This window comes from Micromonospora sp. NPDC051141 (assembly GCF_044455765.1).
Classification (GTDB): Bacteria; Actinomycetota; Actinomycetes; order Mycobacteriales; family Micromonosporaceae; genus Micromonospora.
Genome location: NZ_JBITFD010000010.1, coordinates 82,340 through 105,540 on the forward strand (window position 1 = coordinate 82,340; position 23,201 = coordinate 105,540).

26 protein-coding genes are annotated in these 23,201 nt (G+C 73.1%); 3 read left to right on the plus strand and 23 right to left on the minus strand.

Translation table 11 applies throughout. The features are described 5' to 3' along the window. The first annotated feature begins 18 nt into the window (after positions 1 to 18). Positions 19 to 669 carry an SAM-dependent methyltransferase gene (locus tag ACIA6B_RS19795; RefSeq protein ID WP_396775187.1) on the plus strand — a complete coding sequence of 217 codons (651 nt, stop codon included), beginning with the start codon at positions 19 to 21 and terminating at the stop codon, positions 667 to 669. After that, positions 666 to 1,772, plus strand: coding sequence for a sulfite oxidase (locus ACIA6B_RS19800; protein WP_396775190.1), 1,107 nt, complete (start codon positions 666 to 668; stop codon positions 1,770 to 1,772). Before ACIA6B_RS19795 ends, ACIA6B_RS19800 begins: the two co-directional genes overlap by 4 nt. A gap of 36 nt (positions 1,773 to 1,808) precedes the next feature. Here ACIA6B_RS19800 and ACIA6B_RS19805 read toward each other — a convergent pair whose 3' ends face one another. The 12 genes from ACIA6B_RS19805 to proS all read right to left on the minus strand — a co-directional run bounded on the left by ACIA6B_RS19805 (position 1,809) and on the right by proS (position 10,092). Continuing rightward, positions 1,809 to 2,132: a DUF2469 domain-containing protein gene (locus tag ACIA6B_RS19805; protein WP_007075222.1), complete on the minus strand. Its 324-nt coding sequence runs from the start codon at positions 2,130 to 2,132 to the stop codon at positions 1,809 to 1,811. Next, on the minus strand, positions 2,129 to 2,977 hold the full coding sequence (locus ACIA6B_RS19810; RefSeq protein ID WP_396775192.1) for a ribonuclease HII: 849 nt from the start codon (positions 2,975 to 2,977) through the stop codon (positions 2,129 to 2,131). Before ACIA6B_RS19810 ends, ACIA6B_RS19805 begins: the two co-directional genes overlap by 4 nt. After that, positions 2,971 to 3,438: an NUDIX hydrolase gene (locus tag ACIA6B_RS19815; protein ID WP_396775194.1), complete on the minus strand. Its 468-nt coding sequence runs from the start codon at positions 3,436 to 3,438 to the stop codon at positions 2,971 to 2,973. The genes ACIA6B_RS19810 and ACIA6B_RS19815 overlap by 7 nt, the downstream gene beginning before the upstream one ends. Before the next feature lie 46 nt (positions 3,439 to 3,484). Continuing rightward, complete coding sequence (gene lepB, locus ACIA6B_RS19820) at positions 3,485 to 4,117, minus strand: signal peptidase I (protein WP_396775196.1); 633 nt, start codon at positions 4,115 to 4,117, stop codon at positions 3,485 to 3,487. Beyond that, the gene (lepB, locus tag ACIA6B_RS19825; protein WP_396775198.1) at positions 4,114 to 4,995 is read right to left on the minus strand and encodes a signal peptidase I; all 882 of its coding nucleotides are present in this window, start codon (positions 4,993 to 4,995) and stop codon (positions 4,114 to 4,116) included. The genes lepB (ACIA6B_RS19820) and lepB (ACIA6B_RS19825) overlap by 4 nt, the downstream gene beginning before the upstream one ends. A 171-nt stretch (positions 4,996 to 5,166) precedes the next feature. Next, positions 5,167 to 5,526 (minus strand): 50S ribosomal protein L19, encoded by a 360-nt coding sequence (gene rplS, locus ACIA6B_RS19830; RefSeq protein ID WP_091064199.1) that lies wholly within the window; start codon positions 5,524 to 5,526, stop codon positions 5,167 to 5,169. Between the two features lie 143 nt (positions 5,527 to 5,669). After that, positions 5,670 to 6,458, minus strand: a complete 789-nt coding sequence (gene trmD / locus ACIA6B_RS19835; RefSeq protein WP_396775200.1) for a tRNA (guanosine(37)-N1)-methyltransferase TrmD — start codon at positions 6,456 to 6,458, stop codon at positions 5,670 to 5,672. A 13-nt stretch (positions 6,459 to 6,471) separates the two neighbouring features. Next, on the minus strand, positions 6,472 to 7,008 hold the full coding sequence (rimM, locus tag ACIA6B_RS19840; RefSeq protein ID WP_396775477.1) for a ribosome maturation factor RimM: 537 nt from the start codon (positions 7,006 to 7,008) through the stop codon (positions 6,472 to 6,474). 2 nt (positions 7,009 to 7,010) lie between these two features. Then, on the minus strand, positions 7,011 to 7,244 hold the full coding sequence (locus ACIA6B_RS19845; protein ID WP_013732101.1) for an RNA-binding protein: 234 nt from the start codon (positions 7,242 to 7,244) through the stop codon (positions 7,011 to 7,013). Position 7,245: 1 nt separating this feature from the next. After that, positions 7,246 to 7,722, minus strand: coding sequence for a 30S ribosomal protein S16 (gene rpsP, locus ACIA6B_RS19850; protein WP_107155951.1), 477 nt, complete (start codon positions 7,720 to 7,722; stop codon positions 7,246 to 7,248). Between the two features lie 240 nt (positions 7,723 to 7,962). Continuing rightward, on the minus strand, positions 7,963 to 8,610 hold the full coding sequence (locus tag ACIA6B_RS19855) for a DUF402 domain-containing protein (RefSeq protein WP_396775203.1): 648 nt from the start codon (positions 8,608 to 8,610) through the stop codon (positions 7,963 to 7,965). 75 nt (positions 8,611 to 8,685) lie between these two features. Beyond that, positions 8,686 to 10,092, minus strand: coding sequence for a proline--tRNA ligase (gene proS / locus ACIA6B_RS19860; protein WP_396775205.1), 1,407 nt, complete (start codon positions 10,090 to 10,092; stop codon positions 8,686 to 8,688). A 92-nt stretch (positions 10,093 to 10,184) separates the two neighbouring features. On the opposite strand from proS, the gene ACIA6B_RS19865 reads away from it, so the two are divergent. After that, positions 10,185 to 10,760 carry a TetR family transcriptional regulator gene (locus ACIA6B_RS19865; protein WP_396775207.1) on the plus strand — a complete coding sequence of 192 codons (576 nt, stop codon included), beginning with the start codon at positions 10,185 to 10,187 and terminating at the stop codon, positions 10,758 to 10,760. A 241-nt stretch (positions 10,761 to 11,001) separates the two neighbouring features. Here ACIA6B_RS19865 and ACIA6B_RS19870 read toward each other — a convergent pair whose 3' ends face one another. The 11 genes from ACIA6B_RS19870 to ftsY form a co-directional block, all read right to left on the minus strand. Next, a complete protein-coding gene (locus ACIA6B_RS19870; RefSeq protein ID WP_396775209.1) occupies positions 11,002 to 12,081 on the minus strand; it encodes an amidohydrolase family protein in 1,080 nt (359 codons plus the stop codon). A 20-nt stretch (positions 12,082 to 12,101) separates the two neighbouring features. Beyond that, positions 12,102 to 12,683 (minus strand): Uma2 family endonuclease, encoded by a 582-nt coding sequence (locus ACIA6B_RS19875; RefSeq protein WP_396775211.1) that lies wholly within the window; start codon positions 12,681 to 12,683, stop codon positions 12,102 to 12,104. 69 nt (positions 12,684 to 12,752) lie between these two features. Then, on the minus strand, positions 12,753 to 14,309 hold the full coding sequence (gene ffh / locus ACIA6B_RS19880) for a signal recognition particle protein (protein ID WP_281935704.1): 1,557 nt from the start codon (positions 14,307 to 14,309) through the stop codon (positions 12,753 to 12,755). A 202-nt stretch (positions 14,310 to 14,511) separates the two neighbouring features. Continuing rightward, on the minus strand, positions 14,512 to 15,168 hold the full coding sequence (locus ACIA6B_RS19885) for a response regulator (protein ID WP_396775214.1): 657 nt from the start codon (positions 15,166 to 15,168) through the stop codon (positions 14,512 to 14,514). Continuing rightward, positions 15,165 to 16,292 (minus strand): sensor histidine kinase, encoded by a 1,128-nt coding sequence (locus ACIA6B_RS19890; RefSeq protein WP_396775216.1) that lies wholly within the window; start codon positions 16,290 to 16,292, stop codon positions 15,165 to 15,167. Before ACIA6B_RS19890 ends, ACIA6B_RS19885 begins: the two co-directional genes overlap by 4 nt. A gap of 21 nt (positions 16,293 to 16,313) precedes the next feature. Continuing rightward, positions 16,314 to 16,673, minus strand: a complete 360-nt coding sequence (locus ACIA6B_RS19895; protein ID WP_396775218.1) for a hypothetical protein — start codon at positions 16,671 to 16,673, stop codon at positions 16,314 to 16,316. 133 nt (positions 16,674 to 16,806) lie between these two features. Next, the gene (locus ACIA6B_RS19900; RefSeq protein ID WP_396775220.1) at positions 16,807 to 19,122 is read right to left on the minus strand and encodes a [protein-PII] uridylyltransferase; all 2,316 of its coding nucleotides are present in this window, start codon (positions 19,120 to 19,122) and stop codon (positions 16,807 to 16,809) included. A gap of 17 nt (positions 19,123 to 19,139) precedes the next feature. After that, positions 19,140 to 19,478, minus strand: coding sequence for a P-II family nitrogen regulator (locus tag ACIA6B_RS19905; protein WP_013284578.1), 339 nt, complete (start codon positions 19,476 to 19,478; stop codon positions 19,140 to 19,142). 25 nt (positions 19,479 to 19,503) lie between these two features. Beyond that, entirely contained in the window at positions 19,504 to 20,913 is a 1,410-nt protein-coding gene (locus ACIA6B_RS19910) for an ammonium transporter (protein WP_396775222.1), read from the minus strand. 164 nt (positions 20,914 to 21,077) lie between these two features. Beyond that, complete coding sequence (locus tag ACIA6B_RS19915) at positions 21,078 to 21,941, minus strand: aminoglycoside phosphotransferase family protein (protein ID WP_343442988.1); 864 nt, start codon at positions 21,939 to 21,941, stop codon at positions 21,078 to 21,080. 8 nt (positions 21,942 to 21,949) lie between these two features. Then, a complete protein-coding gene (ftsY, locus tag ACIA6B_RS19920) occupies positions 21,950 to 23,131 on the minus strand; it encodes a signal recognition particle-docking protein FtsY (protein ID WP_396775225.1) in 1,182 nt (393 codons plus the stop codon). Between the last annotated feature and the right edge of the window lie 70 nt (positions 23,132 to 23,201).

Here is a 23,201-nt window from a genome sequence, read left to right on the forward strand (position 1 = left end):
TCCGCCTATGCTGGCCGCGTGACGAAGGACTGGCACGCCTGGCACCGCGACTACGACCAGCCCGACTCGGCGCTGTCCCGGCGGCTCGCCGAGGTGCGGCACCGGATCGTCGAGGCGCTCGACGCGGCGCCGCCCGGCCCGCTGCGCGCGATCAGCCTCTGCGCCGGCCAGGGACGCGACCTGATCCCGGTGCTCGCCACCCATCCCCGTGGCCGGGACGTGACCGCCCGCCTGGTCGAGTTGGATCCGCGCAACACCGAACCGGCCCGCCGGGCCGCCGCCGAGGCGGGGCTGACCGGCGTGGAGGTCGTCACCGGCGACGCGGCCCCGACCGACCGCTACGCCGACCTGGTCCCAGCGGACCTGGTGCTGGTCTGCGGCATCTTCGGCAATATCGACGACGACGACATCCGGTCGACGGTGCGACACTGTGCGTCGCTCTGCGCCACCGGCGGCACGGTGCTGTGGACCCGGCACCGGCGGGAGCCGGACCTGGTGCCCGTCATCTGCGACTGGTTCGCCGAGGAGGGCTTCGTGCCGGTGGCGGTGAGCAGCCCGGCCGACGGGGTGGGGGTCGGCGCGCACCGCTTCACCGGCCCGCCCCGGCCGCTCGCCCCGGGGGTGCGGATGTTCGAGTTCGTGGGGTACGACGAGTTGGAGCAGCGATGACCTCTGTGGACGACGTCAGCCGCCTCTCGCGGGTCGCCGGGCCGGACGAGGCGATCAGCGTCGAGGAGCTTCAGCTCGCCGCGCGCAACCACGGCATCCCGCTGGAGGCGTTGCGGTACGACGTGACGCCGGCGGGCCTGCACTACCTGCTCATCCACTACGACATCCCGGACGTGGACCCGGCCGGGCACACGCTGACCGTGTCGGGGGCGGTCGAGCGCCCGCTCCGGCTGGACCTGGCGACGTTGCGCGCCCGGCCCCGGGTCACCCGGCAGGTCACGCTGGAGTGCGCCGGCAACGGGCGGGCGTTGCTGCGTCCACGGCCGGTCAGCCAGCCCTGGCTGGTGGAGGCGGTGGGCAACGCCGAGTGGACGGGCACCCCGCTGGCTCCGCTGCTGCGCGAGGCCGGCCTGTCCGCCGACGCGGTCGACGTGGTGTTCACCGGCGCCGACCACGGGGTGGAGCGCGGCGTCGAGCAGGACTACCAACGCGCGCTGCCGGTGGCCGACGCGCTGCGCGAGGAGGTGCTGCTGGCGTACGAGATGAACGGCGCTCCGTTGCTGCCGCAGCACGGGGCCCCGCTGCGGCTGATCGTGCCCGGCTGGTACGGCATGGCGCACGTCAAGTGGCTGCGCGACATCCAGGTGACGACGGAGCCGTTCGACGGTTACCAGAACGCGGTGGCCTACCGGCTGCGGACCGACGCCGTCGACCCGGGCGTGCCGGTGACCCGGATCGAGCCCCGCGCGCTGGTGCGTCCGCCCGGGTTCCCGGATTTCATGTCCCGCACGCGGGTGCTGCGGCCGGGGCCGTGCACGGTGGACGGTCGCGCCTGGTCGGGGCACGCGCCGGTGACGTCGGTCGAGGTGACGTTCGACGGCGGCGACACCTGGACGCCGGCGCGTCTGGACGAGCCCACCGGGGGCGGGTGGGCGTGGCGCCGGTGGTCGGTGGCGTGGACGGCGACTCCGGGGCGGTACGTGCTGGGGGCGCGGGCGACGGACGCCTCGGGGCGGACCCAGCCGGTCGAGCAGCCGTGGAACCGGGGTGGGTTCGCGAACAACCTGGTGCAGCGCGTCGAGGTGGTCGTGCCGGCGGAGTGAGCCGCGCCCGAAGGCGGGCGGTTCGGCCCGCCCGGCTCAGCCGCCGAAGCCCGAATCCGCGGGAAGCGAGATGTCGGGCTTTTCGAGCTCTTCCACATTGACGTCCTTGAACGTCATTACTCGGACGTTCTTGACGAAACGGGCAGGACGGTACATGTCCCACACCCAGGCGTCGTGCATCTCGACCTCGAAGTAGACCTCACCGTCGGAGTTGCGGACGTGCAGGTCCACCTGATTCGCCAGGTAGAAACGGCGCTCCGTCTCCACCACGTAGGAGAACTGACGGACAATGTCGCGGTACTCCCGGTAGAGCTGCAGCTCCATCTCGGTCTCGTACTTCTCGAGATCTTCCGCGCTCATCGCACTCCGCCTTCCATGACCACATCTTCCCCCACCGACACCGGAGGTCGAGGCTGCTCGCCCAACGCCACGCCGACGGTACCCCCTGGCGGGCCGGAGTGCTCCATCGGCTCGTCCCGACCCCCGGCCCCACGACCGGTGAGCGGCGCCGTCGGCTCCCCGCCGGCCGGGCGGCGGGCCCGCGGCGGCCGGCCGTCCCGCCCGGAGACGGCCGCCACGTTCACGTACGAGAACCGGTGTTCCCGGCAGGGCCCCCGCTCCCGCAGCGCCGCGCTGTGCTCCGCGGTGATGTAGCCCTTGTGCTCGGCGAAGCCGTAGCCCGGGAAGCGCCCGTCCAGCTCCACCATGATGCGGTCCCGGGTGACCTTGGCGAGCACGCTCGCCGCCGCGACGCAGGCCGCCACCCGGTCCCCCTTCCAGACCGCCAGCCCCGGCACGTCGAGCCCGTCCACCCCGAAGCCGTCGGTCAGCACGTAGTCCGGCCGGGTGTCGAGCGAGGCGAGCGCGCGACGCATCGCGGCCAGGTTGCACACGTGCAGCCCACGCGCGTCGACCTCCTCGGCCGGGATGATCACCACGGCGTACGCCAGGGCCCGGGCAACCACCTCGTGGTAGACCCGCTCGCGGGCCGCCGGGGTGAGCAGCTTCGAGTCGGCCAGCTCGTCGATCTCACCGCGCCGCCCCTCGGGCAGCACCGCGGCGGCGGCCACCAGCGGCCCGGCACACGCGCCCCGGCCGGCCTCGTCGGCGCCCGCCACGTGCCGGAAGCCGCGCCGTTGCAGCGCCCGTTCCAACGCGTAGAGGCCGCCGTCGCGGCGCACCACGGTGCGCGGTGGGGTCAGCACGTGCCACCTCCGGTCAGCACCCGGCCGAGCCGGTCGGGCAGGTCCGGCGGGTAGTAGCGCTCGGTGGTGGCGGCCAGCTCGGTCACCACCCACCAGCGGTGCCCGTGCACGCTGGCCCGCTCGAAGTCGTCGAAGCCGGCGGTGTCGACCTCCCACCCGGGCACCCGGACGAGGAAGAACTCCTGCTCCTGGCGGTACCAGACGCCGTCGAACGGGAACTCGACGGTCTCCGACCAGACCGGCGCGCCCAGCTCGGCCGGCGTCAGCCGGAGGCCGGTCTCCTCGGCCAGCTCCCGCGCCGCGCCCTGCGCCGGGGTCTCCCCCGGGTCGAGCCCACCGCCGGGGGTGAACCAGTAGCGGTGCCCCGGCCGGCCCGGATCGCTGCCCTCGAACAGCAGCACCCGGCCGGCGGCGTCGATCAGCAGCACCCGGGCCGCGCGACGAGGGGTGTAGACGGTCACCGCACCAGCCTGCCAGACGCCTCCGACGAGCGACCACGCGCTCCGGTCAGGGATTGGGGATGCCGTCGAACTGCTTGGGCACGGTGAGCCAGGTGGCCCGGTCGACCGGCCAGAAGATGGTGAAGGCCCGGCCGACGACCTCGCCCTCCGGGATGGTGGCCTCGGTGATGTCCTCACCGGACTGCTGCCAGTGCTCCAGCGAGTCGCCGGAGGCTTCCCGGTGGTCGCCCATCACCCACAGCCGACCCTTCGGCACGGTGATGTCGAAGTCCTGGTCGGCCACCTTGTTGCCGGGGAAGACGAACGGCTCGTCGATCGGCTTGCCGTTGATGACCAACCGTTCCTGGCCGCCGGTGCGGTCGCAGCAGACCACGTGGTCGCCCCCGACGCCGATCACCCGCTTGATGAAGTCCTCACCGTTGGGGTTGCCGCTCCACTCGGTGGGCGCCTTGAAGACGATCACCTCGCCACGGTGCGGCGAGCGGAAGTCGTAGACCAGCTTGTTGACCAGCACCCGATCGTCGATCGCGAGGGTGTTCTCCATGGAGGGGGACGGGATGAAGAAGGTCTGCAGCACGAAGGCACGAACCAGCACTGCGACCAGGATCGCCACACCCAGGAGGATGGGCAGTTCCTTCCAGAAGGAGCTGCGCGGCTTTTCGGTCTGCTCGTCAATCACGGGAGGAGCCTACGTCCACCGGTGCGGCGCAGTCGCCCCGAACCCGGGAGAACGGCCAGCGTGGCCGCGACCGGAAGAATCAGGACGACACCCCCCAGCGGGTCGGGATCGACCGGGACCGGACGGGCCGGCGCGGCGTCCGCGCGGGGCAGGTCCGCGAACGTCTTGGGTACGGGCAGGCTGGTCCACCGCTCGGACGGCCAGACGATCATGAAGGCCCGGCCTACCACGTTGTCGATCGGCACCGGACCCTGGCAGCGGGCGTCCTGCGACACCAGCCGGTGGTCGCCCATCACGAAGATCTGCCCCGGCGGCACCACCACCTCGGTGAACTGCCGGGAGCGGCACTCCTTCGGGTTGGGCGGCAGGTCGACCGGGGAGTCCTCGGAGACGTACGCCTGTTCCTCCAGCGGCGTGCCGTTGACCACGACGCGGCCGTTGTCGCAGCACCAGACCTTGTCGCCCGGCACCCCGATGACGCGCTTGATGAAGTCCTTCTCGCCGGGGCGGCTGACCCCGACCAGGTCGCCGAGCGTGCGGCCGACCTTGCCGGCGAGGTTGGTGGGCGGGGCGGGCGCCTCCTGGGCGACCCAGCGGTCGGTGCCCCGGAACACCACGACCTCGCCGCGGACCGGGTCGCGCATGTCGTAGACGACCTTGTTGACCAGCACCCGGTCGCCGATGAGCAGCGTGTTCTCCATCGACCCCGACGGGATGAAGAAGGCCTGGAGCAGGAACGTGCGGATCAGCACCGCGAGGCAGAACGCCACGACGAGCAGCAGCGGCAACTCCTGCCAGAGCGGCATCTGCCGGCGGGAACGGCGGGACCGCCGGCGCCAGGGATCGACGGTGCCGTCCTCGTCAAGCATCTGCACCATGCCACTCTCCGGATCGCCGCGAAAACGACACTACCGCCCGGGAGTCTCCTCGAAGACCCCACGGGCGGCAGTGGACCGCTTCGCGCCGTCCGGCTGCGCCCGTACCGACCAGGGTAATGCGATCCGGTCGATACGACATCCGCGCAGCTCGGGCGGCGTGGCGAAAGTGGATCAGTTCGCCGGCTGCTTCTCCCGCAGCTCCTTGATCTTGGCCTTCTTGCCGCGCAGCTCGCGCAGGTAGTAGAGCTTGGCGCGCCGCACGTCACCGCGGGTCACGATCTCGATCCGGTCGATGCCCGGGCTGTTCAGCGGGTAGGTCCGCTCCACGCCGACACCGAAGCTGATCTTGCGGACCGAGAAGGTCTCGCGCAGGCCGTCACCCTGGCGACGGATGACCACGCCCTGGAAGATCTGGACCCGGGACCGGCTGCCCTCGACGACCCGCGCGTGCACCTTGACGGTGTCACCGGCACGGAAGTCGGGCAGGTCGGCGCGCTTCGACTGGGCGTCAAGGGCGTCCAGGATGTTCATCGCTGCGTCCTCGTGAGGCTCACGGCGCATCGTCAGTCGATGCGCGAACGGGTGATTCTGACCCCCGGGTGGTGACCAGCGACGCCGGCCCCGGTCGAGGGTCCTCGCAGCCGCCCACGGCGTGGACGGATGCGGCAACCCCTCTACTTTGCCACATGCCCCGGCGGGGACCGAAACCCACCCCGGTCCAGCGCGGCCCGGTCCCGCTGGTCCAGGCTCTCCGGAGGCAGCGCGCCGACCAGGTCGGGGCGGCGGGTCGCGGTGCGCCGCAGCGCCTCGTCGCGTCGCCAGCGCGCGATCCGGGCATGGTCGCCGGAGCGCAGCACCTCGGGCACGTCGAGGTCACGCCAGGTCGCCGGCTTCGTGTAGAGCGGCGCCTCCAGCAGCCCGTGCGCGTGCGACTCCTCGTCCAGCGAGCCGGCGTTGCCGAGCACCCCGGGCAGCAGCCGGGTGACCGCCTCCAGGATGACCAGCACGGCGACCTCACCGCCGAACAACACGTAGTCGCCGAGCGAGACCTCGGTCACCGGCATCCGGGCCGCCGCGTGGTCGAGCACCCGCTGGTCGATGCCCTCGTACCGGCCGCAGGCGAAGAGCAGGTGCGACTCGGTGGCCAACTCGTGCGCCATCGCCTGGGTGAACGGGACGCCGGCCGGCGACGGGACGAGCAGCCGGGGCAGCGTGTGGCCGTCCGGGCTCAGCTCGTCGGGGGCCAGCGCGTCAAGCGCCTCACCCCACGGCTCCGGCCGCATCACCATGCCGGGACCGCCGCCGTAGGGCGTGTCGTCCACCGTGCGGTGCACGTCGTGGGTCCAGGTCCGCAGATCGTGTACGGCCAGCCGCAGCAGCCCGTTCGCCCGGGCCTTGCCGATCAGCGAGAGGTCCAGCGGGGCGAAGTACTCCGGGAAGATCGAGACGATGTCGACGCGCATGCGGTGGCTCCAGTCAGAGGTCGAGCAAACCGCCGGGCAGGTCGACGACGACGCGACCGCCGGCGAGATCCACCTCGGGCACGATCGCCTTGACGAACGGAACGAGCACCGGACTTCCCGCCGGACGCCGCACCACCAACAGGTCGGAGGCGGGGGCGTGGTCGATGCGGTCCACCTCGCCGAGCCGCTCCCCGTCCCGGGTGACCACGGCGAGCCCGACCAACTGGTGGTCGTGGAACTCCTCCGGGTCGTCCGGCTCGGCGACGTCCGCGCTGTCCACGCCGACAAGCGTGTTGCGCAGCGCCTCGGCGACGTCGCGACCCAGGACGCCGGCGAACGCCACGAGCAGGCGGCCCTGGTGCCAGCGCGCCGACTCCACGGTCAGTGTCGGCGGCACCCGCCAGGCGCCGGGCTCGGCCGGCACCACCCCCGGTTCGGTGACCAGCACCGAACCGGGGGCGAAGCGTGCTTCGGGCTCATCGGTCCGCACCTCCACGGTGACCTCACCGCGGATGCCGTGCGGTTTGCCGATCCGGCCGACGACGAGCAGCATCAGTACGAGTCGACGATGTCGACGCGTACCCCACGTCCGCCGATGGAGCCGATCACCTGGCGCAGCGCCTTGGCGGTCCGTCCGGACCGCCCGATCACCGTGCCGAGATCCTCCGGGTGCACGCGGACCTCGAGCCGCTTGCCCCGACGGGAATCGACCATCCGCACCCGGACGTCATCCGGGTGGTCGACGATCCCCTTGACCAGGTGCTCCAGGGCGGGACGCAGCGCCATGTCAGGCCTGCTCGCCGGACTCGGCGCCGGTCTGCGCCTCGGCCTTCGGCTCCTCCGCCTTCGGCGCCTCGGCCTCGGGCTTCGCGGCCTCCGTCTTGGCGGCCTTCTTGGCCGGCTTGGCCGGGGTGTCCGCCACACCGGCGGCGGCCTTCGCCTCGGCCTCGTACGCCGCCTTGCGGTCGGCCCGCTCCGGGGCGACCTTCAGCGGCGGCGGGGCCGGCAGGCCCTTGAACTTCTGCCAGTCACCGGTCAGCTCCAGCAGACGCTGCACGGCCTCGCTCGGCTGAGCGCCGACGGACAGCCAGTACTGGACCCGCTCCGACCGGACCTCGATCACCGAAGGGTCCTCCTTCGGCTGGTACACACCGACGAACTCGATCGCGCGACCGTCACGCTTGGTGCGCGAGTCGGCGACGACGATGCGGTACTGCGGGTTGCGGATCTTGCCCATCCGCAGGAGCCGGATCTTTACGGCCACAGTTGTTTCGCTCCTGTTGCGATCTCACCGGCCCGTCTGGGCGGTGTGGCGGGTGAGCGCCGACCGGCACAGTGGGGTTTGGGCCGGAGACTGCTCGGTGAACTGGCGACGCGCCCGGGTTAGAGGGCGCCGGACGCGTGCCGGATACCAGCGGACCATTCTGCCAGATCCGACCCGGAACGCTCGCACCGGACCCGGACCGAGCGCCCCGGACCGGCCCGGCCGTGACGAAGGACACCGTCAGCGCGCCGGCGGGCGGTCCCAACCGGGCGGCAGCCCGTCCGGAACGTCCCACTCCGCGGGCGGCGTGAAGTCGCACCACGTCCCGTCGAACGGGAACGCGCCCGACTCGGCGATCCGGATCACCCGTTCCCCCTCGGCGCGCACCGCCTTCTCGTCGGTCACCCAGTAGTGCTCCGGGAAGGCGAGCCGCTCGGCGAACTCGTCCTCGTCCTTCCACTCCCAGGTCAGGTCCGGGTGGATCACCACGTCGAGGTCCTGGTCCACCATGTCGACCCCGGCCACCGCGCCGTCGTCCCAGCGGACGCCGGGCTCCTCCAGGTTCACGTACCAGTTCTTGAACCGGCCCCGCTCGTCGGAGAACCACCACACCGAGTGGGCGGCGCCGGCGGGCAGGAACTTGAGCACCGACGGCCCGTTCCAGGTGCCGACCGCCAGGGCGTACGAGGAGACGATCCACTCGGCGAACGGCACCGCGCGCATGCCCGCCCCGGCTGCGGTCACCTCGTGCGCCACCGGCGCGGCGCGGGGCACCCAGAGCAGCAGCCCGCGCTCGTCGTCGGAGACGACGCGGGCCGTCCGGACCCACCCGATCCGCCCGTGCCGCACGTTGCGGTGCAGGACCAGCCGGCCGGGTTCGAAGCGCACGCTCACCATCCCTGACTTGTCAAGAGGGGGCCCCGCCGCTACCGAATGCGTTAAGTGGGGCCCTTCCTCACACCCTCAGTAGGCGCGGGCGAGGATGGCGACCAGGTCGGGCTCGTCCTCGGTGTCCGGCACCGAGCCGTCGGCGCGGAGCAGGCAGCGGACGGTGACGCCCTGCGCGTTCGCCTCGGCCTCACCGGGCACGCCCACCGCCGACCAGGGCACCATGGCCCAACCGGTGGCGGACGCCTCGATCGCCTCGGCCAGCGTCGACACCTCGACGGTGCGGGACCGGCGGAACTCCAGCGCCTGGTCGTGCAGCGCCCGCTGGTCGGCCTCCAGCGCGGCCAGCACCGCGCCGACCACGTCGGCCACCGGCGTGGGGGCCTTCGAGCCGTCGGTACGCCGGACCACCACCGCGTTGCCGGTGGCCAGATCGCGCGGGCCGACCTCGACGCGGACCGGGTAACCGCGCAGCTCGGCGTCGACCGCGCGGCGGCCGAACGCGGTGTCGGTGCGGTCGTCCAGCGCCACCCGGACCCCGGCGTCGCGCAGCGCGTCGCGCAGCTTGGTGGCGGCCTCGCTCACGCCCTCGCCGTCCTTGACGACCATCACGTACGCCTGGACCGGCGCCAGCTTCGGCGGCACCCGCAGCCCGTTGTCGTCGCCGTGCGCCATGATCAGCCCGCCGAGCATCCGGGTCGAGGTGCCCCAGGAGGTGGTCCAGGCGTGCTCCCGGCCGCCCTCGGCCGACGAGTAGCTGATGTCGAACGCCTTGGCGAAGTTCTGCCCCAGCTCGTGGCTGGTGCCGAGCTGGAGCGCCTTGCCGTCGCCCATCATGCCCTCGCACGTGTACGTGGCGGTGGCTCCGGCGAAGCGCTCCCGGGCGGTCTTCAGGCCGACCACCACCGGGATGCCCAGCACGTTGACCATCAGGTCCTCGTACGCCTCGTGCAGGATCCGCCGGGCGTAGGCGCGGGCGTCGTCCCGGGAGGCGTGCGCGGTGTGCCCCTCCTGCCAGAGGAACTCACTGGTACGCAGGAAGATCCGCGGGCGCAGCTCCCACCGGACCACGTTCGCCCACTGGTTGAGCAGCAGCGGCAGGTCCCGGTACGAGTCGATCCACTTGGCCATGAACTCGCCGATGACCGTCTCGCTGGTGGGGCGCACCACCACCGGCTCGGCGAGCTGCTTGCCGCCACCGTGGGTGACCACCGCCAGCTCCGGCGAGAAGCCCTCGACGTGCTCGGCCTCACGCTTGAGGTAGCTCTCCGGGATGAAGAGCGGGAAGTACGCGTTCTCCGCGCCGGCTGCCTTGATCCGGGCGTCCATCTCGGCCTGCATCCGCTCCCAGATGGCGTAGCCGGCCGGTCGGATGACCATGGTGCCCCGAACCGGGCCGTTGTCGGCCAGCTTCGCCTTGGCGATCAGGTCCTGGTACCAGCGGGGAAAGTCCTCCGCGCGGGGAGTGAGCACGCGTGCCATGACCGCACATCCTATGCGTCGCGCGGGTCGCCGCTGCGCCGGGGAGCCCGACCCGCGCCGTGTCGACCCGGCGGCCGTAGACTTCGACGTCGATGGGTGACGCACGGAACGCGATCGTGGAGGCCGCCCGGGCGCAGACCGTGGCCTGCGGCTGGGACGGCGTACGGATGGGCGCGGTGGCCAGGGCCGCCGGCGTCAGCCGACAGACGGTCTACAACGAGTTCGGCACCAAGGCCGGCCTGGCCGAGGCGCTGGCCCGACGCGAGGTGGACCGCTTCGTCGGCGACGTCCGGGCCGCGCTCGGCGAGCACGGCGCCGACGTGCGCGCCGCCGCGTACGCGGCGATCCGCCGCACGCTCGCCGCCGCCGCCGACAATCCGCTGGTCAAGGCGATCCTGACCAGCGCCCGGGGCGGCTCCGACGAGCTGCTGCCCTATCTGACCACCCGCTCCGAGTTGGTGCTCACCGAGTCGACCGCGGCGCTGCTGGAGTGGGCCGGGTGCCACCTGCCCGACGCCGACCCGGCGGCCCAGGCGTTCGCGGCGGACAGCGTGGTGCGCCTGGTGGTGAGTCACATCGTGCTGCCCCGGGCCCCGGTCGACGAGACCGCCGGCAAGCTGGCCGACCTCGCCGTCCACCTCTTCCTGGCCGCCGCCCCACCGCGCTGACCCACCCCCACCCCACCCCACCACCCACCTCCACGCCACCCCCGCGCCCGGCCCTAATTCACGGAAAGCGTGGCCATTCGACGCGGAATAAGCACTCTTTCCCTGAAACAGCAGCCACGCGGACGGGCGGGCGGACGAGCGGGCCACGCGGACGGACGAGCGGGCCACGCGGACGGACGGGCGAGCCACGCGGACGGACGGGCGGGCCGCGCGGACGGGGGCCGCGCCGGCGGATGCGGTGTCAGCGGATCACGCGACCGCGCAGCACGATCCGGCTGGGCGTCCGGACGACCCGCAGGTCGCGGCGCGGGTCCGCGGCGTATACCACCAGGTCGGCGAGGCCGCCCTCGACCAGGCCGGGGAAGCCGAGCCACTCCCGGGCCCGCCAGGAGGCGGCGGCCAGCACGTCCTCGGCGGACATGCCGGCCTGCTCGTGCAGCAGCATCATCTCCTCGGCCGCGAGCCCGTGGTCGATGCCCCCGCCGGCGTCGGTGCCCACGTAGATCGGCACGCCGGCCTCGTGTGCGGCGCGGACCACCTCGGGGAAGCGGTCGCGCAGGGCGAGCATGTGGTCGGCGTACCCGGGGAACTTGGGTCGGGCCTGCTCCGCGATGTGGCCGAACGTCCGAATGTTGATCATCGTGGGGACCAGCGCGGTGCCCTGCCGGGCCATCAGGTCGATCAGGTCGAGGCTCAGCCCGGTGCCGTGCTCCACCGAGTCCACCCCGGCCCGCACCATGATCTCCACGGCCGACTCGGAGAACGTGTGCACCGCGGCGCGTACCCCGGCGGCGTGCGCGGCGGCGACCGCCGCGGTCATCGTGTCGGCGTCCCAGGCCGGCGCCAGGTCGCCCACGCCCCGGTCGATCCAGTCACCGACCAGCTTGACCCAGCCGTTGCCGGCGGCGGCCTGCGCCGTCACGGTCGCGGCCACCTCGGCGGCGCCGACCTCCACGCCGATGTCGCGCAGGTAGCGCTTCGGCGGCGCGACGTGCCGGCCGGCGCGGGCCAGTCGCGGCAGCTCCGGCTCGTCCTCCAACTCGGGGTACGGGTACGGCGAGCCGGCGTCGCGGATCGCCAGCACGCCGGCGTCCCGGTCGATCCGGGCCAGTTCGCGGGCCTGGTCGAGCCCGGTGATCGGCGCACCGCCGCGGGCGATGCCGATGTGACAGTGCGCGTCGGTCAGGCCGGGAAGCACGAAGCCGCCGTCGGCCACCGTCTCGGCGCCCGGCACCGGTTCGAAGGTGACCCGGTCGCCGACCAGCCAGACGTCCCGGACCTCGTCGTCGGGAAGGAACACACCGCGCACATGCAGAGCCATGCGCACAGTCCTACCCGATCTCAGTCGTCCTCGTCGGCCAGCAGGTCGTTGCGTCGTGCGGTCAACGCCGGCAGGTCGACCGAGACCTTCCACGGCCGCTCGGTGACGAACAGGTCCTCGGTGTGGGTCAACTGCTCGTACTCACGGGCAGCGCCGCCGAGCGTGTACTCGGTGAGCGCGATCCGCTCGTGCTGCGGGTCCACCACCCAGTAGGAGCCGACCCCGGCGCGGGCGTAGACCCTCGCCTTGTCGTAGAGGTCGCGGAAGTGCGACGTCGGCGAGACGACCTCCACCGCGAGCAACGCGTCCTCGATCGGCACCGGTGACCGGCCGGCGTGCTTACGTCGGATGACCACCACGTCGGGTCGCGGCTCGTTACGCCGGTCAACCCGCATCGACAGGTCGATGGTGACGAGGAACTCGGGCGGGCAGTTGATGCGGAGTGCGAGCAGCAGCTCGACACACAGCTCCTGGTGCAGGGCAGTGGGGGACGGCACGATCAACCTTCCGTTGATCAGTTCGTACGGAAGGTCCTTGGGCAGGTCGCCCAGGTCGTCGACCGTCCACTCGTGCCGCTCCGGCAGGATCGGGGCCGCGGTCATTGACATCTCCTTCCAGGGGGACGGGCATCACCCTAGGAGATGATGATGTCGCCCACCGTCACCGACACGCTAGCGGGGACCCTTCTCCCCGCCCTTGCCCAGCTTGTTGAAGTCGATCTTCGGCAGCTTGAAGCCCGGGGGCAGGCCCTGCCCACCGGCCAGGTCGCCCGGGTCCAGGCCCGGCGGGAGCTGCGGCATGCCGCCGGGGAAGCCGCCCGGCATCCCGGCGCCGGTACGCGGCCGACCGCCGCCGCCCTTGGTGCCCTTGCGCTTGTTCTTCGGCGACTTGGTCGCCTTGCGCCGACCGCCGCCGGGCAGGCCCATCATGCCGCCCATCTGCTTCATCATCTTCTGCGCGTCGGCGAAGCGGTTGAGCAGCTGGTTGACGTCCATCACGGTGACGCCGGAGCCGTTGGCGATCCGGGCCCGGCGGGAACCGTTGATGATCTTCGGGTTGGTGCGCTCGCCCGGCGTCATCGACCGGATGATCGCGGTGACCCGGTCGAAGTGCTTGTCGTCAAGCTCGGCGATCTGGTCCTTCATCTGACCCATGCCGGGCATCATGGCCAGCACGTTGGCGATCGGACCCATCCGCCGGACCGCGATGAGCTGATCGAGGAAGTCCTCCAGCGTGAAGGTCTCCCCGCCCATCAGCTTGGCGGTCATCTTCTCCTTCTGATCGGAGTCGAAGGCCGCCTCGGCCTGCTCGATCAGCGTGAGGACGTCGCCCATGCCGAGGATCCGGCTGGCCATCCGGTCGGGGTGGAAGACGTCGAAGTCCTCCAGCTTCTCGCCGGTGGAGGCGAACAGGATCGGCTGGCCGGTGACCTCCCGGACGGAGAGCGCGGCACCACCGCGGGCGTCACCGTCGAGCTTGGAGAGGACCACGCCGGTGATGCCGACACCGTCGCGGAACGCCTCGGCGGTGCGGACCGCGTCCTGGCCGACCATGGCGTCGATGACGAAGATGACCTCGTCCGGCTGGACCGCGTCGCGGATGTCCGCCGCCTGCCGCATCATCTCGGCGTCGATGCCGAGCCGGCCGGCGGTGTCCACGATGACGATGTCGCGGGCGGCGCGGCGGGCGTGCTCGATCGAGTCGCGGGCCACCTGCACCGGGTCGCCGACGCCGTTGCCGGGCGCCGGGGCGTACACCTCGACGCCGGCCCGGCCGCCGAGCACCTGGAGCTGCCCGACGGCGTTCGGGCGCTGGAGGTCGGCGGCGACCAGCAGCGGCTGGTGGCCCTGGCCCTTGAGCCAGCGGGCCAGCTTGCCGGCGAGCGTGGTCTTGCCGGAGCCCTGGAGGCCGGCGAGCATGATCACGGTCGGCGGGTTCTTGGCGAACTGGAGCCGCCGCCCCTCGCCACCGAGGACGTTGATCAGCTCCTCGTTGACGATCTTGACGATCTGCTGGGCCGGGTTGAGCGCCTGGGAGACCTCGGACCCGCGGGCCCGCTCCTTGACGTTCGCGATGAAGCCCTTGACCACCGGCAGGGCGACGTCGGCCTCCAGCAGCGCCATCCGGATCTCGCGTGCGGTGGCGTCGATGTCGGCGTCGGTGAGCCGCCCCTTGCCGCGGAGCTTGGTGAAGATCCCGGACAGGCGGTCACTCAAGGTGTCAAACACGCGAACATCCCGTTTGTCGTCATCGGCGGGCACAGTGCTGCCGGGCCGGCTGTCCAGCCCACCGTTAGGGTAGCCCGCCGCCCGCACCCCCGCTCCGACCCGGCCGGGCCACCGAGTCGCTCCTGCTCTCGGCGCGACAGGCGCGGGCGCGCAGAGGTCCGTCCGCCGCGCGCTCCGACGGGCCCCGGCCGGCCCGACCGGGTCAGGAGACGACCAGGCCCGACTGGTACGCGAAGACCACCAGTTGCGCCCGGTCCCGGGCGCCGAGCTTCACCATCGCCCGGCTGACGTGGGTACGCGCCGTCGCCGGGCTGACCACCAGCCGGTCCGCGATCTCGGCGTTGCTCAGCCCCTCCCCGACCAGCCCCACCACCTCGCGTTCCCGGTCGGTGAGCGACCCGAGCCGGGGATGCGGACGCGGCACCCGGGCCGGCCGGGCGGCGAACTCCCGGACCACCCGCCGGGTCACCGACGGGGACAGCAGCGCCTCCCCGTCGGCGACCAGGCGGATCGCCCGCAGCAGGTCGACCGGGCGGGTGTCCTTGGTGAGGAAGCCGCTGGCGCCGTGCCGGAGCGCGTCGAAGACGTACTCGTCCAGCTCGAACGTGGTCAGCACCACCACCCGGGTACCGGCCAGCGTCGGGTCGCCGACGATGCGACGGGTCGCCTCGATGCCGTCGACGCCGGGCATCCGCACGTCCATCAGCACCACGTCGGGGCGTTCCCGGCGGGCCACGGCCACGGCGGCGAGTCCGTCCGCGGCCTCCCCCACGACCGTCAGGTCGTCCTCGCTCTCCACCAGGGCCCGCAGTCCGATCCGGACCAGGTCCTGGTCGTCGGCGAGCAGCACCCGGATCATGTGACCTCCCGCGTGGGCAGCGTGGCGTGCACCCGGAACCCGCCGGCCGGGGCCGCCCCGGCGCTGAACGTACCGCCGAGCGCGGTGACCCGTTCGCGCATGCCGGCCAGACCCGAGCCGGCGGACCGGGCGGACCGGGCGGAGGGCCCTCGGCCGGTGTCGGTGACCTCCACGGTGACCTGGCCCGGCGCGTACCCCACGCGGACCGCGGCGGTGGCCGGCCCGGCGTGCCGCAACACGTTGGTCAGCGCCTCCTGCACCACCCGGTACGCGGCCAGGTCCACCGCCGCCGGCAGCGCACGCGTCACGCCGGCCACCTCGACGGTGAGCGGCACGCCGGCGCCGGCCAGCCGTTCCCGCAACTGCGGGAGCTGGCTCAGCCCGGGCGCCGGGGCGCGCTCGTCGACGGACTCCTCGCGACGGACCACGGTGAGCGTGACCCGCAGCTCGTCCAACGCCTCCTGACTGGTCCGGCTGATCGCGGTGAGCGCCGCCTCGGCCTGCTCGGGCTTGCGGGCCAGCAGGTGCAACGCGATCTCGGCTTGAAGGTGGATCGCGGCGAGCCCGTGGCCCACCACGTCGTGCACCTCCCGGGCCACCCGCAGCCGCTCCGCGTCGGCCAGCCGGCGGGCCCCGTCCGCCCGGCTCCGCGCGGTGGCCTCCCGGCCGAGCCGGACGGTGACCCCGATCGCGACCGGCACCACCACCCACGCGACGACGGGCATCAGACCGAGCGGCCCCGGTGGCCGAACCCCGACGAAGACGTAGACCAGCAGCGCGGCCAACGCGACCGCGCCGGCCACCGCCACGTCGCGGAACGGCCGGTGCGCGGCCACCGCGTAGACCGCGGCGAAGAACGACAGCAGGATCGGGCCGTACGGGTAACCCAGCATCAGGTACGCCGTGGTCGCGGCGGTGACCACGGCCAGGGTCGCCACCGGCCACCGCCGGCGTCCCGCCACCGCGAGCGCGGCGACCACCACCAGCGGATAGGCGCCCAGGTCGGCCCGGACGTCCTGGTTCAGGCCGGCCGGCCCGGTGCCGGCCAGCCCGATCGCCAGCAGGGCCAGGGCGAGCAGGCCGTCGAGGGACCAGCGGCCCCGGCGCCGACGCTCGCGGTCCATCTCGCTCCCCCCGTCCACGGCTCAGCCGATGTCCCGCCGGCGCAGCAGCGCCGCGCCGACCGCCGCGAAGCCCACCAGGTACGCGGCCACCACCACCGCCGCCGGTCCGCCGCCGACGGTGGCGGCGACACCCGGGGTGCCCCCGGGAGCGCCCAGCGCGGCGGCCAACGCCCCGGCGTTCGGGCCCGGCAGCCCCGCGACCGCGAGCACGGCACCGAGCATGGCCCACATCGTCGCCACGAGCCACCCCGCGCCGACGCCGACCGCGAGCAGCTTGCCCGCGTACGCCTCGCCGGGTCGGACGGTCAGGTCGAGATGCCGCACGGCGGTCAGGCCGCCGTACCGTTTGGTGAGCGCTTCGGTCTGCCCGGGCGGGTTCATGCCGTTGAGCGTCCCGTCGACGGCCCTCCGCCGCGTCGGCCCGGCGGCGGCTGCCGGCGTACGTCAGCGGGCGTAGCGCGAGATGTTAGGCGGGGGCCCCGCCTCTACCGGAGGCGTTAACAGGGGCCCCTCCTTACACGGCGGCGAGGAGGGCGGCCTCGATGCGGGCTCGCTGTTCGTCCGGCAGGCCGGTGCCGACCAGGTAGAACGTGTCCACCACGTCGCCGCCGAGGGTGGCGATCCGGGCGGCGCGCACCTGGGCGCCGGCCTCGTCGAGCGCGCAGGTGACCCGGTAGAGCAGGCCGGCCGCGTCCGCCGCCCGCAACTCCAGCAGCACGGCGTCGGTGGCCGCCTCCCGGTGCCAGACCACGCGGGGCGCGGCGCCCCGGCTGCGGGCCGCGAGCGCCCGGCCGCGCAGCCGCTGGGTGACCGAGACGTCGCCGGCCACCGCCCGGCGCAGGTCGGCGCTGAGCGCGATCGGGTCGGGGGCGAGCCCGTAGCGCGGCTGCACCCGGCACTCGACCAGGGCGCGACCGTCCACCGTGGCGGCGTCCGCGGAGATCACTTCCAGTCGGTGCAGGGCCAGGCACCCGGCCACGGTGGCGAGCAGCCCACGCCGGTCGGCCGCGGCCACCGACACCCGGTCCTCGCCCAGGTGTACGACCGGCAGCGGGCCGGCGACCAGCGCCGGGTCGGGGGCCGGCGGGGCGGGCACCACGCCGGTGTCCAGCGTGGTGCGTACCCGGGTGACCAGGTCGGCGATCAGCCGGCCCTTCCAGCCGGACCAGGCGGCCGGGCCGGTGGCGGCGGCGTCCGCCCGGACCAGCGCGTGCAGCAGTTCCAGCGTGCCGGCGTCGCCGACCAGTCCGGCGACCCCGGCGATGGTCTTCGGGTCGGACAGGTCCCGCCGGGTGGCCACCTCGGGCAGCAGCAGGTGCAGCCGGACCAGCGTGCCGATCAGCGCCGCCTCGGCCGGGGGCAGCCCGATCCGGGCGGCCACCGCCTCGGCCAGCGGCGCTCCGACAGTCGAATGATCTCCGGAGGTGCCGACGTGCTCATGCCTGCCGGCCCGCCCGGCGGCACCTCCGCCGGGTAGTCCCTTGCCGATGTCGTGCAGGAACGCGCCGAGCAGCAGCAGGTCGGGGCGCTCCACGTCGCGGGTGTGCCGGCTGGCCTCGTACGCGGTCTGCACCAGGTGCCGGTCGAGCGTGAACCGGTGCACCGGATTGTGCTGGGGCAGGCTGCGCATCCGGGTCCACTCGGGCAGCCAGCCGTCGATCAGCCCGTACCGGTCGCAGGTCTCCCAGGCCGGCACCAGGCCGGGGCCGGCGCCGAGCAGGGTGATCAGCGCGGCGCGGGCGGCCGGCGGCCAGGGCGCGGGCAGCGGCGGGCAGTACGCGGCCAGCCACTCGCAGGTGGCGCGTGCGATGGGCAGCCGGGTGGTGGCCGCCGCGGCGGCCACCCGCAGCGACAGGCAGGGGTCGGGGCGGGCCCCGATCGCGGTCCGGGCGAGCACCAGTTCGCCGTCCTGCTCGACGACGTCCCGGGCGACCGGGCGGCGCACCGGCCGGCCCGAGGCGGCACGCTGCCGGCCGGAACGGAGTCGGTCGGCGGCCCGCCAGGCGTCGTCGAGGGCGTGGCGGACGGTCCGCGCGTCGCCGGCGATCAGGCGCAGCAGCGCGTCGCCCCCGTCGACGCCGAGGAGCTTCGCGACGCCGTCGCGTTCCTGTGCGACCAGGCGGTCGACCCGGCGACCGACCTGCTGGTGCAGGGCGTCGCGGGTGTCCAGCAGCCGCCGGTGCGCGGCGTGCACGGCGGGGCGGAGCGCGTCGGTGACGCCGGCGGTGGCGATGGCCCGCAGGATGCCGACGTCGCGCAGCCCACCGGCGGCCTCCTTGAGGTCGCCTTCGAGCAGGAAGGCCAGCTCGCCGTGGGCCTCCCAGCGGGTCGCGGTGATCTCGCGCAGCCCGGGGAGCTGCCGGATGGCGGTGCGCCGCCAGTGGTCGGTAGCGGTGCGGGCGAGCTGCTCGGTCAGGGCCGGGTCGCCGGCCACGTGGCGCGCGTCGAGCAGGCCGAGAGCGACCTTGACGTCGTCCTGGGCCACCGAGAGCGCCTCGGCGACGGTGCGTACCGAGTGGTCGAGCCGCAGGCCGGCGTCCCAGATCGGGTACCAGAGCGCGGCGGCCAGCTCGTCGACGCCGGGCACCCCGGCGTGCAGCAGCACCAGGTCGAGGTCGCCGTAGGGGGCGCACTGGCGGCGACCGAGCCCGCCCACGGCGACCAGCGCGACGCCGGGCCGGGCCGGGAAGATCCGGCGCAGCCAGGCGTCGAGCGCGTCGGCGCGGGCGGCGCGGGCCGCCGCGCCGACGCCCCCGGGCAGGCCGGTGACCTCGTTGACCACGGGTGCGCCGTCCCCGCCCGGGGCGGTGGCCGTGGTCAACGAGGTCACGTCGGCGGATTCCGTGGTCAGAGCGCGTCGAGTCCGCGCTCGCCGGTACGCACCCGGACGACCTCCTCGACGCCGGTCACCCAGACCTTGCCGTCACCGATCTTGCCGGTCCGGGCGGCGCCGACGATGGCGTCCACGATCTTGTCGACGTCCATCTCGTCGGTGAGCACCTCGACCCGGATCTTGGGCAGGAACTCGACCGTGTACTCCGCACCCCGGTAGACCTCGGTGTGCCCCTTCTGCCGGCCGTAGCCCTGGACCTCGCTGACGGTCAGCCCGGCCACGCCGAGGGCGTGCAGGGCCTCCTTCACCGCGTCCAGCTGGTACGGCTTGATGACCGCGGTCACCAGCTTCATGTCCAATCCCTCCATCCCAGGAACGTTAACCGGCGACCTTCTCGCCGACCGGCGCGGCGGACGGGTCCGCCTCGTCGGTGGGCTCCGGGCTCGGCTTGCCGCCGCCGATCCCGGCCAGGGCGAACGCGCTGGTGCTGCTGCCCGTGGTGGGCGACAGGTCGTACGCGCTCTCCGCGTGCTCGGCGACGTCGATGCCGTCGACCTCGGCCTCGGCCGACACCCGGAAGCCGATCGTCTTCTGAATGGCGAAGGCGAGCAGCCAGGCCACCCCACCCGACCAGACGGTGACGATCAGACCGGCCAGCGCCTGCCGGCCGAGCTGGGTGATGCCACCGCCGTAGAAGAGGCCGTCGGAGGCGCCGACCACGTCGCCGATCGCGCTGTTCACCGAGTTGGTGGCGAAGAACCCGAGCCAGAGCGAGCCGATCCAGCCGCCGACGAAGTGCACGCCGACCACGTCGAGCGAGTCGTCGTAGCCGAGCTTGTACTTCAGGCTGATGGCGAGCGCGCAGACCGCACCGGCGACGAGCCCGAGCAGGACCGCCGCCCAGGGGGCGATGAAACCGCAGGCCGGGGTGATCGCGACCAGGCCGGCGACCGCGCCGGAGGACGCGCCGACCATGGTCGGACGGCCGTCCTTGATCCGCTCGACCAGCAGCCAGCCGAGCACCGCCGCGGCGGTGGCGAGCTGGGTGTTGAGGAACGCCAGGCCGGCTACCGAGTCGACGGTCAGCTCGGAGCCGGCGTTGAAGCCGAACCAGCCGAACCAGAGCAGACCGGCGCCGAGCGCGACGAGCGGGATGTTGTGCGGCTTCATGCCCTCGCGGGGCCAGCCGACCCGCTTGCCGAGCACCAGCGCCACGCCGAGCGCCGCCGCGCCGGCGTTGATGTGCACCGCGGTGCCGCCGGCGAAGTCCAGCGCGTGGAGCTTGGCGCCGATGATGCCGCCGCCCCACACCCAGTGCGCGACCGGGAAGTAGACCAGGGTGGCCCAGCCGAACGCGAAGAGCAGCCAGCCAGAGAACTTGGCCCGGTCGGAGATCGCGCCGCTGATCAGCGCGACGGTGATCACCGCGAAGACCATCTGGAACGCCATGAACACGTAGAGCGGGATGCCGATGCCGCTGGGGTTCTCCGCCGTGGCGCCCCAGAGGTCGGTCTCGGCGAGGAACGTCTTGGTGCCGAGGTAGGCGCCCGGGTCACCCCAGAGCCCGTTGACGTCGCTGCCGAACGCGACGCTGAAACCGTAGAACCACCACAGAACAGAGATGAGCCCGATGGCCGAGAAGCTCATCATCATCATGTTGAGCACGCCCTTGGACCTGTTGAGGCCGCCGTAGAACAGCGCCAGGCCGGGGGTCATGAGCAGCACGAGAGCGGTCGAAACCAGCAGCCAAACGGTGTTGCCGCCGTCGATCGTCGGTGCTTCAGGCACGCTGGCCTCCTAAGGGTTAACTTCCTCCTTCGCGGCTTCCGGGGCAGCGTCGCCCGTACGCCGGTTGCGCGGAAGCTTGGTCGGCCGCTGTTTCCTGTACCGACACCGCTCGATTTCCGACGCGTGACGGGTTGTTTCCGGCGTGTGAAGAACGCCGATCTTGCTCAGCGCAGCGCGTACTCCAGGTGGTGCCGCTCGTAGTCGAGCAGGCGCAGGTCCCGCATCGGGCGGCGGAGATGGCCCTTGTGCACGATCCGGACGAACGCCGGCTCACCGGCGGCGGCCATCCGCCGGATGCCCTCGACGTGGTCGACGATGCGCTTGCGGATGGTGCGGATGAGCCGGTGCCGGTCGCGGGGGATCAGCCCGTACGCGTCGGCGAACAGGCGCAGCCGGCGCGGCCGGTCGGGGCGCTTCCAGCCGAGCGTGATCGAGTCCCGGTCGGCGAAGATCGGCACCCAGGTCCAGGCCGCGTACGCCACGTCGTAGATGCGGGCGCCGGGCGAGGCGAGGTCGAAGTCGATCAGCCCGAGCGTGCCGTCGGGACGCCAGATCACGTTGTGCGGCGCGGCGTCGTGGTGGCAGATGACCTCGGTGTCCGGCGGGGGCGGGCCGAACGAGCGCCAGACCGCCCCGGGCGGCGGGGTGAAACCGTACTGGGCGTCGTGGAACATGCGCAGCATGGTGGCCACCGTGACCAGCGCCTCGTCGGTCACCCAGTGCGGGGCCAGCGGGTACTCCCCGCACTCCCCCTCCAGGTACGACAGCACCTCCCGGTTGCGCTCGTCCATGCCGAGCGCGCGCGGCGCGCCGGTGAAGCCGACGTATTCCAGGTGGCGCAGCAGCGCGTGCACCGAGGGGGTCCAGGGGCCGGCGTTGCGCCGGACCGTGTCGCCCACGCGGACCACGGTGCTCACGTTTCCGCCGTGCAGCGGGATCTCCTGCGAAGTCACGTACGGTCTCCCGAGGCGCGGCGCGGGGTGGTGGGGGTCGCGCCACCCGGGGTAGGCGCGATCGTCGGTGGTCACGGCAGGGGTTACGCGTCCCGGCCGAGCGGCTCGGTGCCGAGCAGCGCGTCGACGAACTGCGCCGGGTCGAACGGGGCCAGGTCGTCCTTGCCCTCGCCGAGCCCGACCAGCTTGACCGGGATGCCGAGCTTGCGTTGCACGGCGATCACGATGCCGCCCTTGGCCGTCCCGTCGAGCTTGGTCAGCACCACGCCGGTGACGTTGACCGCCTCGGTGAAGACCCGGGCCTGCTCCAGGCCGTTCTGGCCGGTGGTGGCGTCCAGGATCAGCAGCGTCTCGTCGATCGGGCCGTGCTTCTCCACCACCCGCTTGACCTTGCCCAGCTCGTCCATCAGGCCGATCTTGTTCTGGAGCCGGCCGGCGGTGTCGATGAGCACGGTGTCGACGCCCACCTCGATGCCGCGCCGGACCGCGTCGAACGCGACGCTGGCCGGGTCGGCGGCCTCCGGGCCGCGGACCGTCTCCGCGCCCACCCGGCCGCCCCAGGTCTCGAGCTGGTCGGCGGCGGCGGCCCGGAACGTGTCGGCCGCGCCGAGCAGCACGGTGCGGCCGTCCGCGACCAGCACCCGGGCGATCTTGCCGCAGGTGGTGGTCTTGCCGGCGCCGTTCACGCCGACCACCAGCACCACCGCCGGCACGCCGTCCTTCGGCGTGGTCCGCAGCGACCGGTCCAGGCCGGGGTCGAGCGCGTTGACCAGCTCGGTGGCGAGCAGCGTGCGCAGCTCGTCGCCGGTGCGGGTGCCGAGCACCCGGGTGCGCTCCCGCAGCCGGTCGACGATCTCCCGGGTGGAGTCCACGCCGACGTCGGCGGTGATCAGGCTGTCCTCGATCTCCTCCCAGGTGTCCTCGTCGAGCCGGTCGCGGCTGAGCAGGCCGAGCAGGCCCTTGCCGAACGCGTTCTGCGAGCGGGACAGCCGGGAGCGCAGCCGGACCAGCCGGCCGGCGGTGGGCTCGGGGACCTCGATCGGGGGCGCCTCGACCGGCGGCGCCTCGACCACCACGCCGGTGCTCAACTCCGCCTCGGGCGCCTCCACCGGCGGGCCGGCCAGGTCCTCCTCGGTCCGGGTGTCGACCTCCGTGCGCGGCAGCGGCGGCTCGGGGCGCCGGCGCAGCCGGGGCACCACGAGGCTCAGGCCGCCGATGATGAGCACGCCGAGCAGGGCGAGAGCGACGAGGAGGTATTCCTTCATGCCGAAATCCTGTCAGATGCCGGCGACGGCGTCCCACTCACCGCCTCGGCACGCGAACAACCTGCGGGTA

Bases quoted from the DNA above. Each gene is read 5' to 3' on its own strand.
- ACIA6B_RS19800 (WP_396775190.1), top strand. From the start codon at position 666: ATGACCTCTGTGGACGACGTCAGCCGCCTCTCGCGGGTCGCCGGGCCG.
- ACIA6B_RS19870 (WP_396775209.1), bottom strand. From the start codon at position 12,081: ATGGCTCTGCATGTGCGCGGTGTGTTCCTTCCCGACGACGAGGTCCGG.
- proS (WP_396775205.1), bottom strand. From the start codon at position 10,092: ATGGCACGCGTGCTCACTCCCCGCGCGGAGGACTTTCCCCGCTGGTAC.
- ftsY (WP_396775225.1), bottom strand. From the start codon at position 23,131: ATGAAGGAATACCTCCTCGTCGCTCTCGCCCTGCTCGGCGTGCTCATC.
- rplS (WP_091064199.1), bottom strand. From the start codon at position 5,526: ATGAACATCCTGGACGCCCTTGACGCCCAGTCGAAGCGCGCCGACCTG.
- ACIA6B_RS19905 (WP_013284578.1), bottom strand. From the start codon at position 19,478: ATGAAGCTGGTGACCGCGGTCATCAAGCCGTACCAGCTGGACGCGGTG.
- ACIA6B_RS19890 (WP_396775216.1), bottom strand. From the start codon at position 16,292: ATGGACCGCGAGCGTCGGCGCCGGGGCCGCTGGTCCCTCGACGGCCTG.
- ACIA6B_RS19885 (WP_396775214.1), bottom strand. From the start codon at position 15,168: ATGATCCGGGTGCTGCTCGCCGACGACCAGGACCTGGTCCGGATCGGA.
- ACIA6B_RS19865 (WP_396775207.1), top strand. From the start codon at position 10,185: ATGGGTGACGCACGGAACGCGATCGTGGAGGCCGCCCGGGCGCAGACC.
- trmD (WP_396775200.1), bottom strand. From the start codon at position 6,458: ATGCGCGTCGACATCGTCTCGATCTTCCCGGAGTACTTCGCCCCGCTG.
- ACIA6B_RS19805 (WP_007075222.1), bottom strand. From the start codon at position 2,132: ATGAGCGCGGAAGATCTCGAGAAGTACGAGACCGAGATGGAGCTGCAG.
- lepB (WP_396775198.1), bottom strand. From the start codon at position 4,995: ATGGTGCAGATGCTTGACGAGGACGGCACCGTCGATCCCTGGCGCCGG.
- ACIA6B_RS19875 (WP_396775211.1), bottom strand. From the start codon at position 12,683: ATGACCGCGGCCCCGATCCTGCCGGAGCGGCACGAGTGGACGGTCGAC.
- ACIA6B_RS19895 (WP_396775218.1), bottom strand. From the start codon at position 16,673: ATGAACCCGCCCGGGCAGACCGAAGCGCTCACCAAACGGTACGGCGGC.
- ACIA6B_RS19845 (WP_013732101.1), bottom strand. From the start codon at position 7,244: ATGGCGCTGCGTCCCGCCCTGGAGCACCTGGTCAAGGGGATCGTCGAC.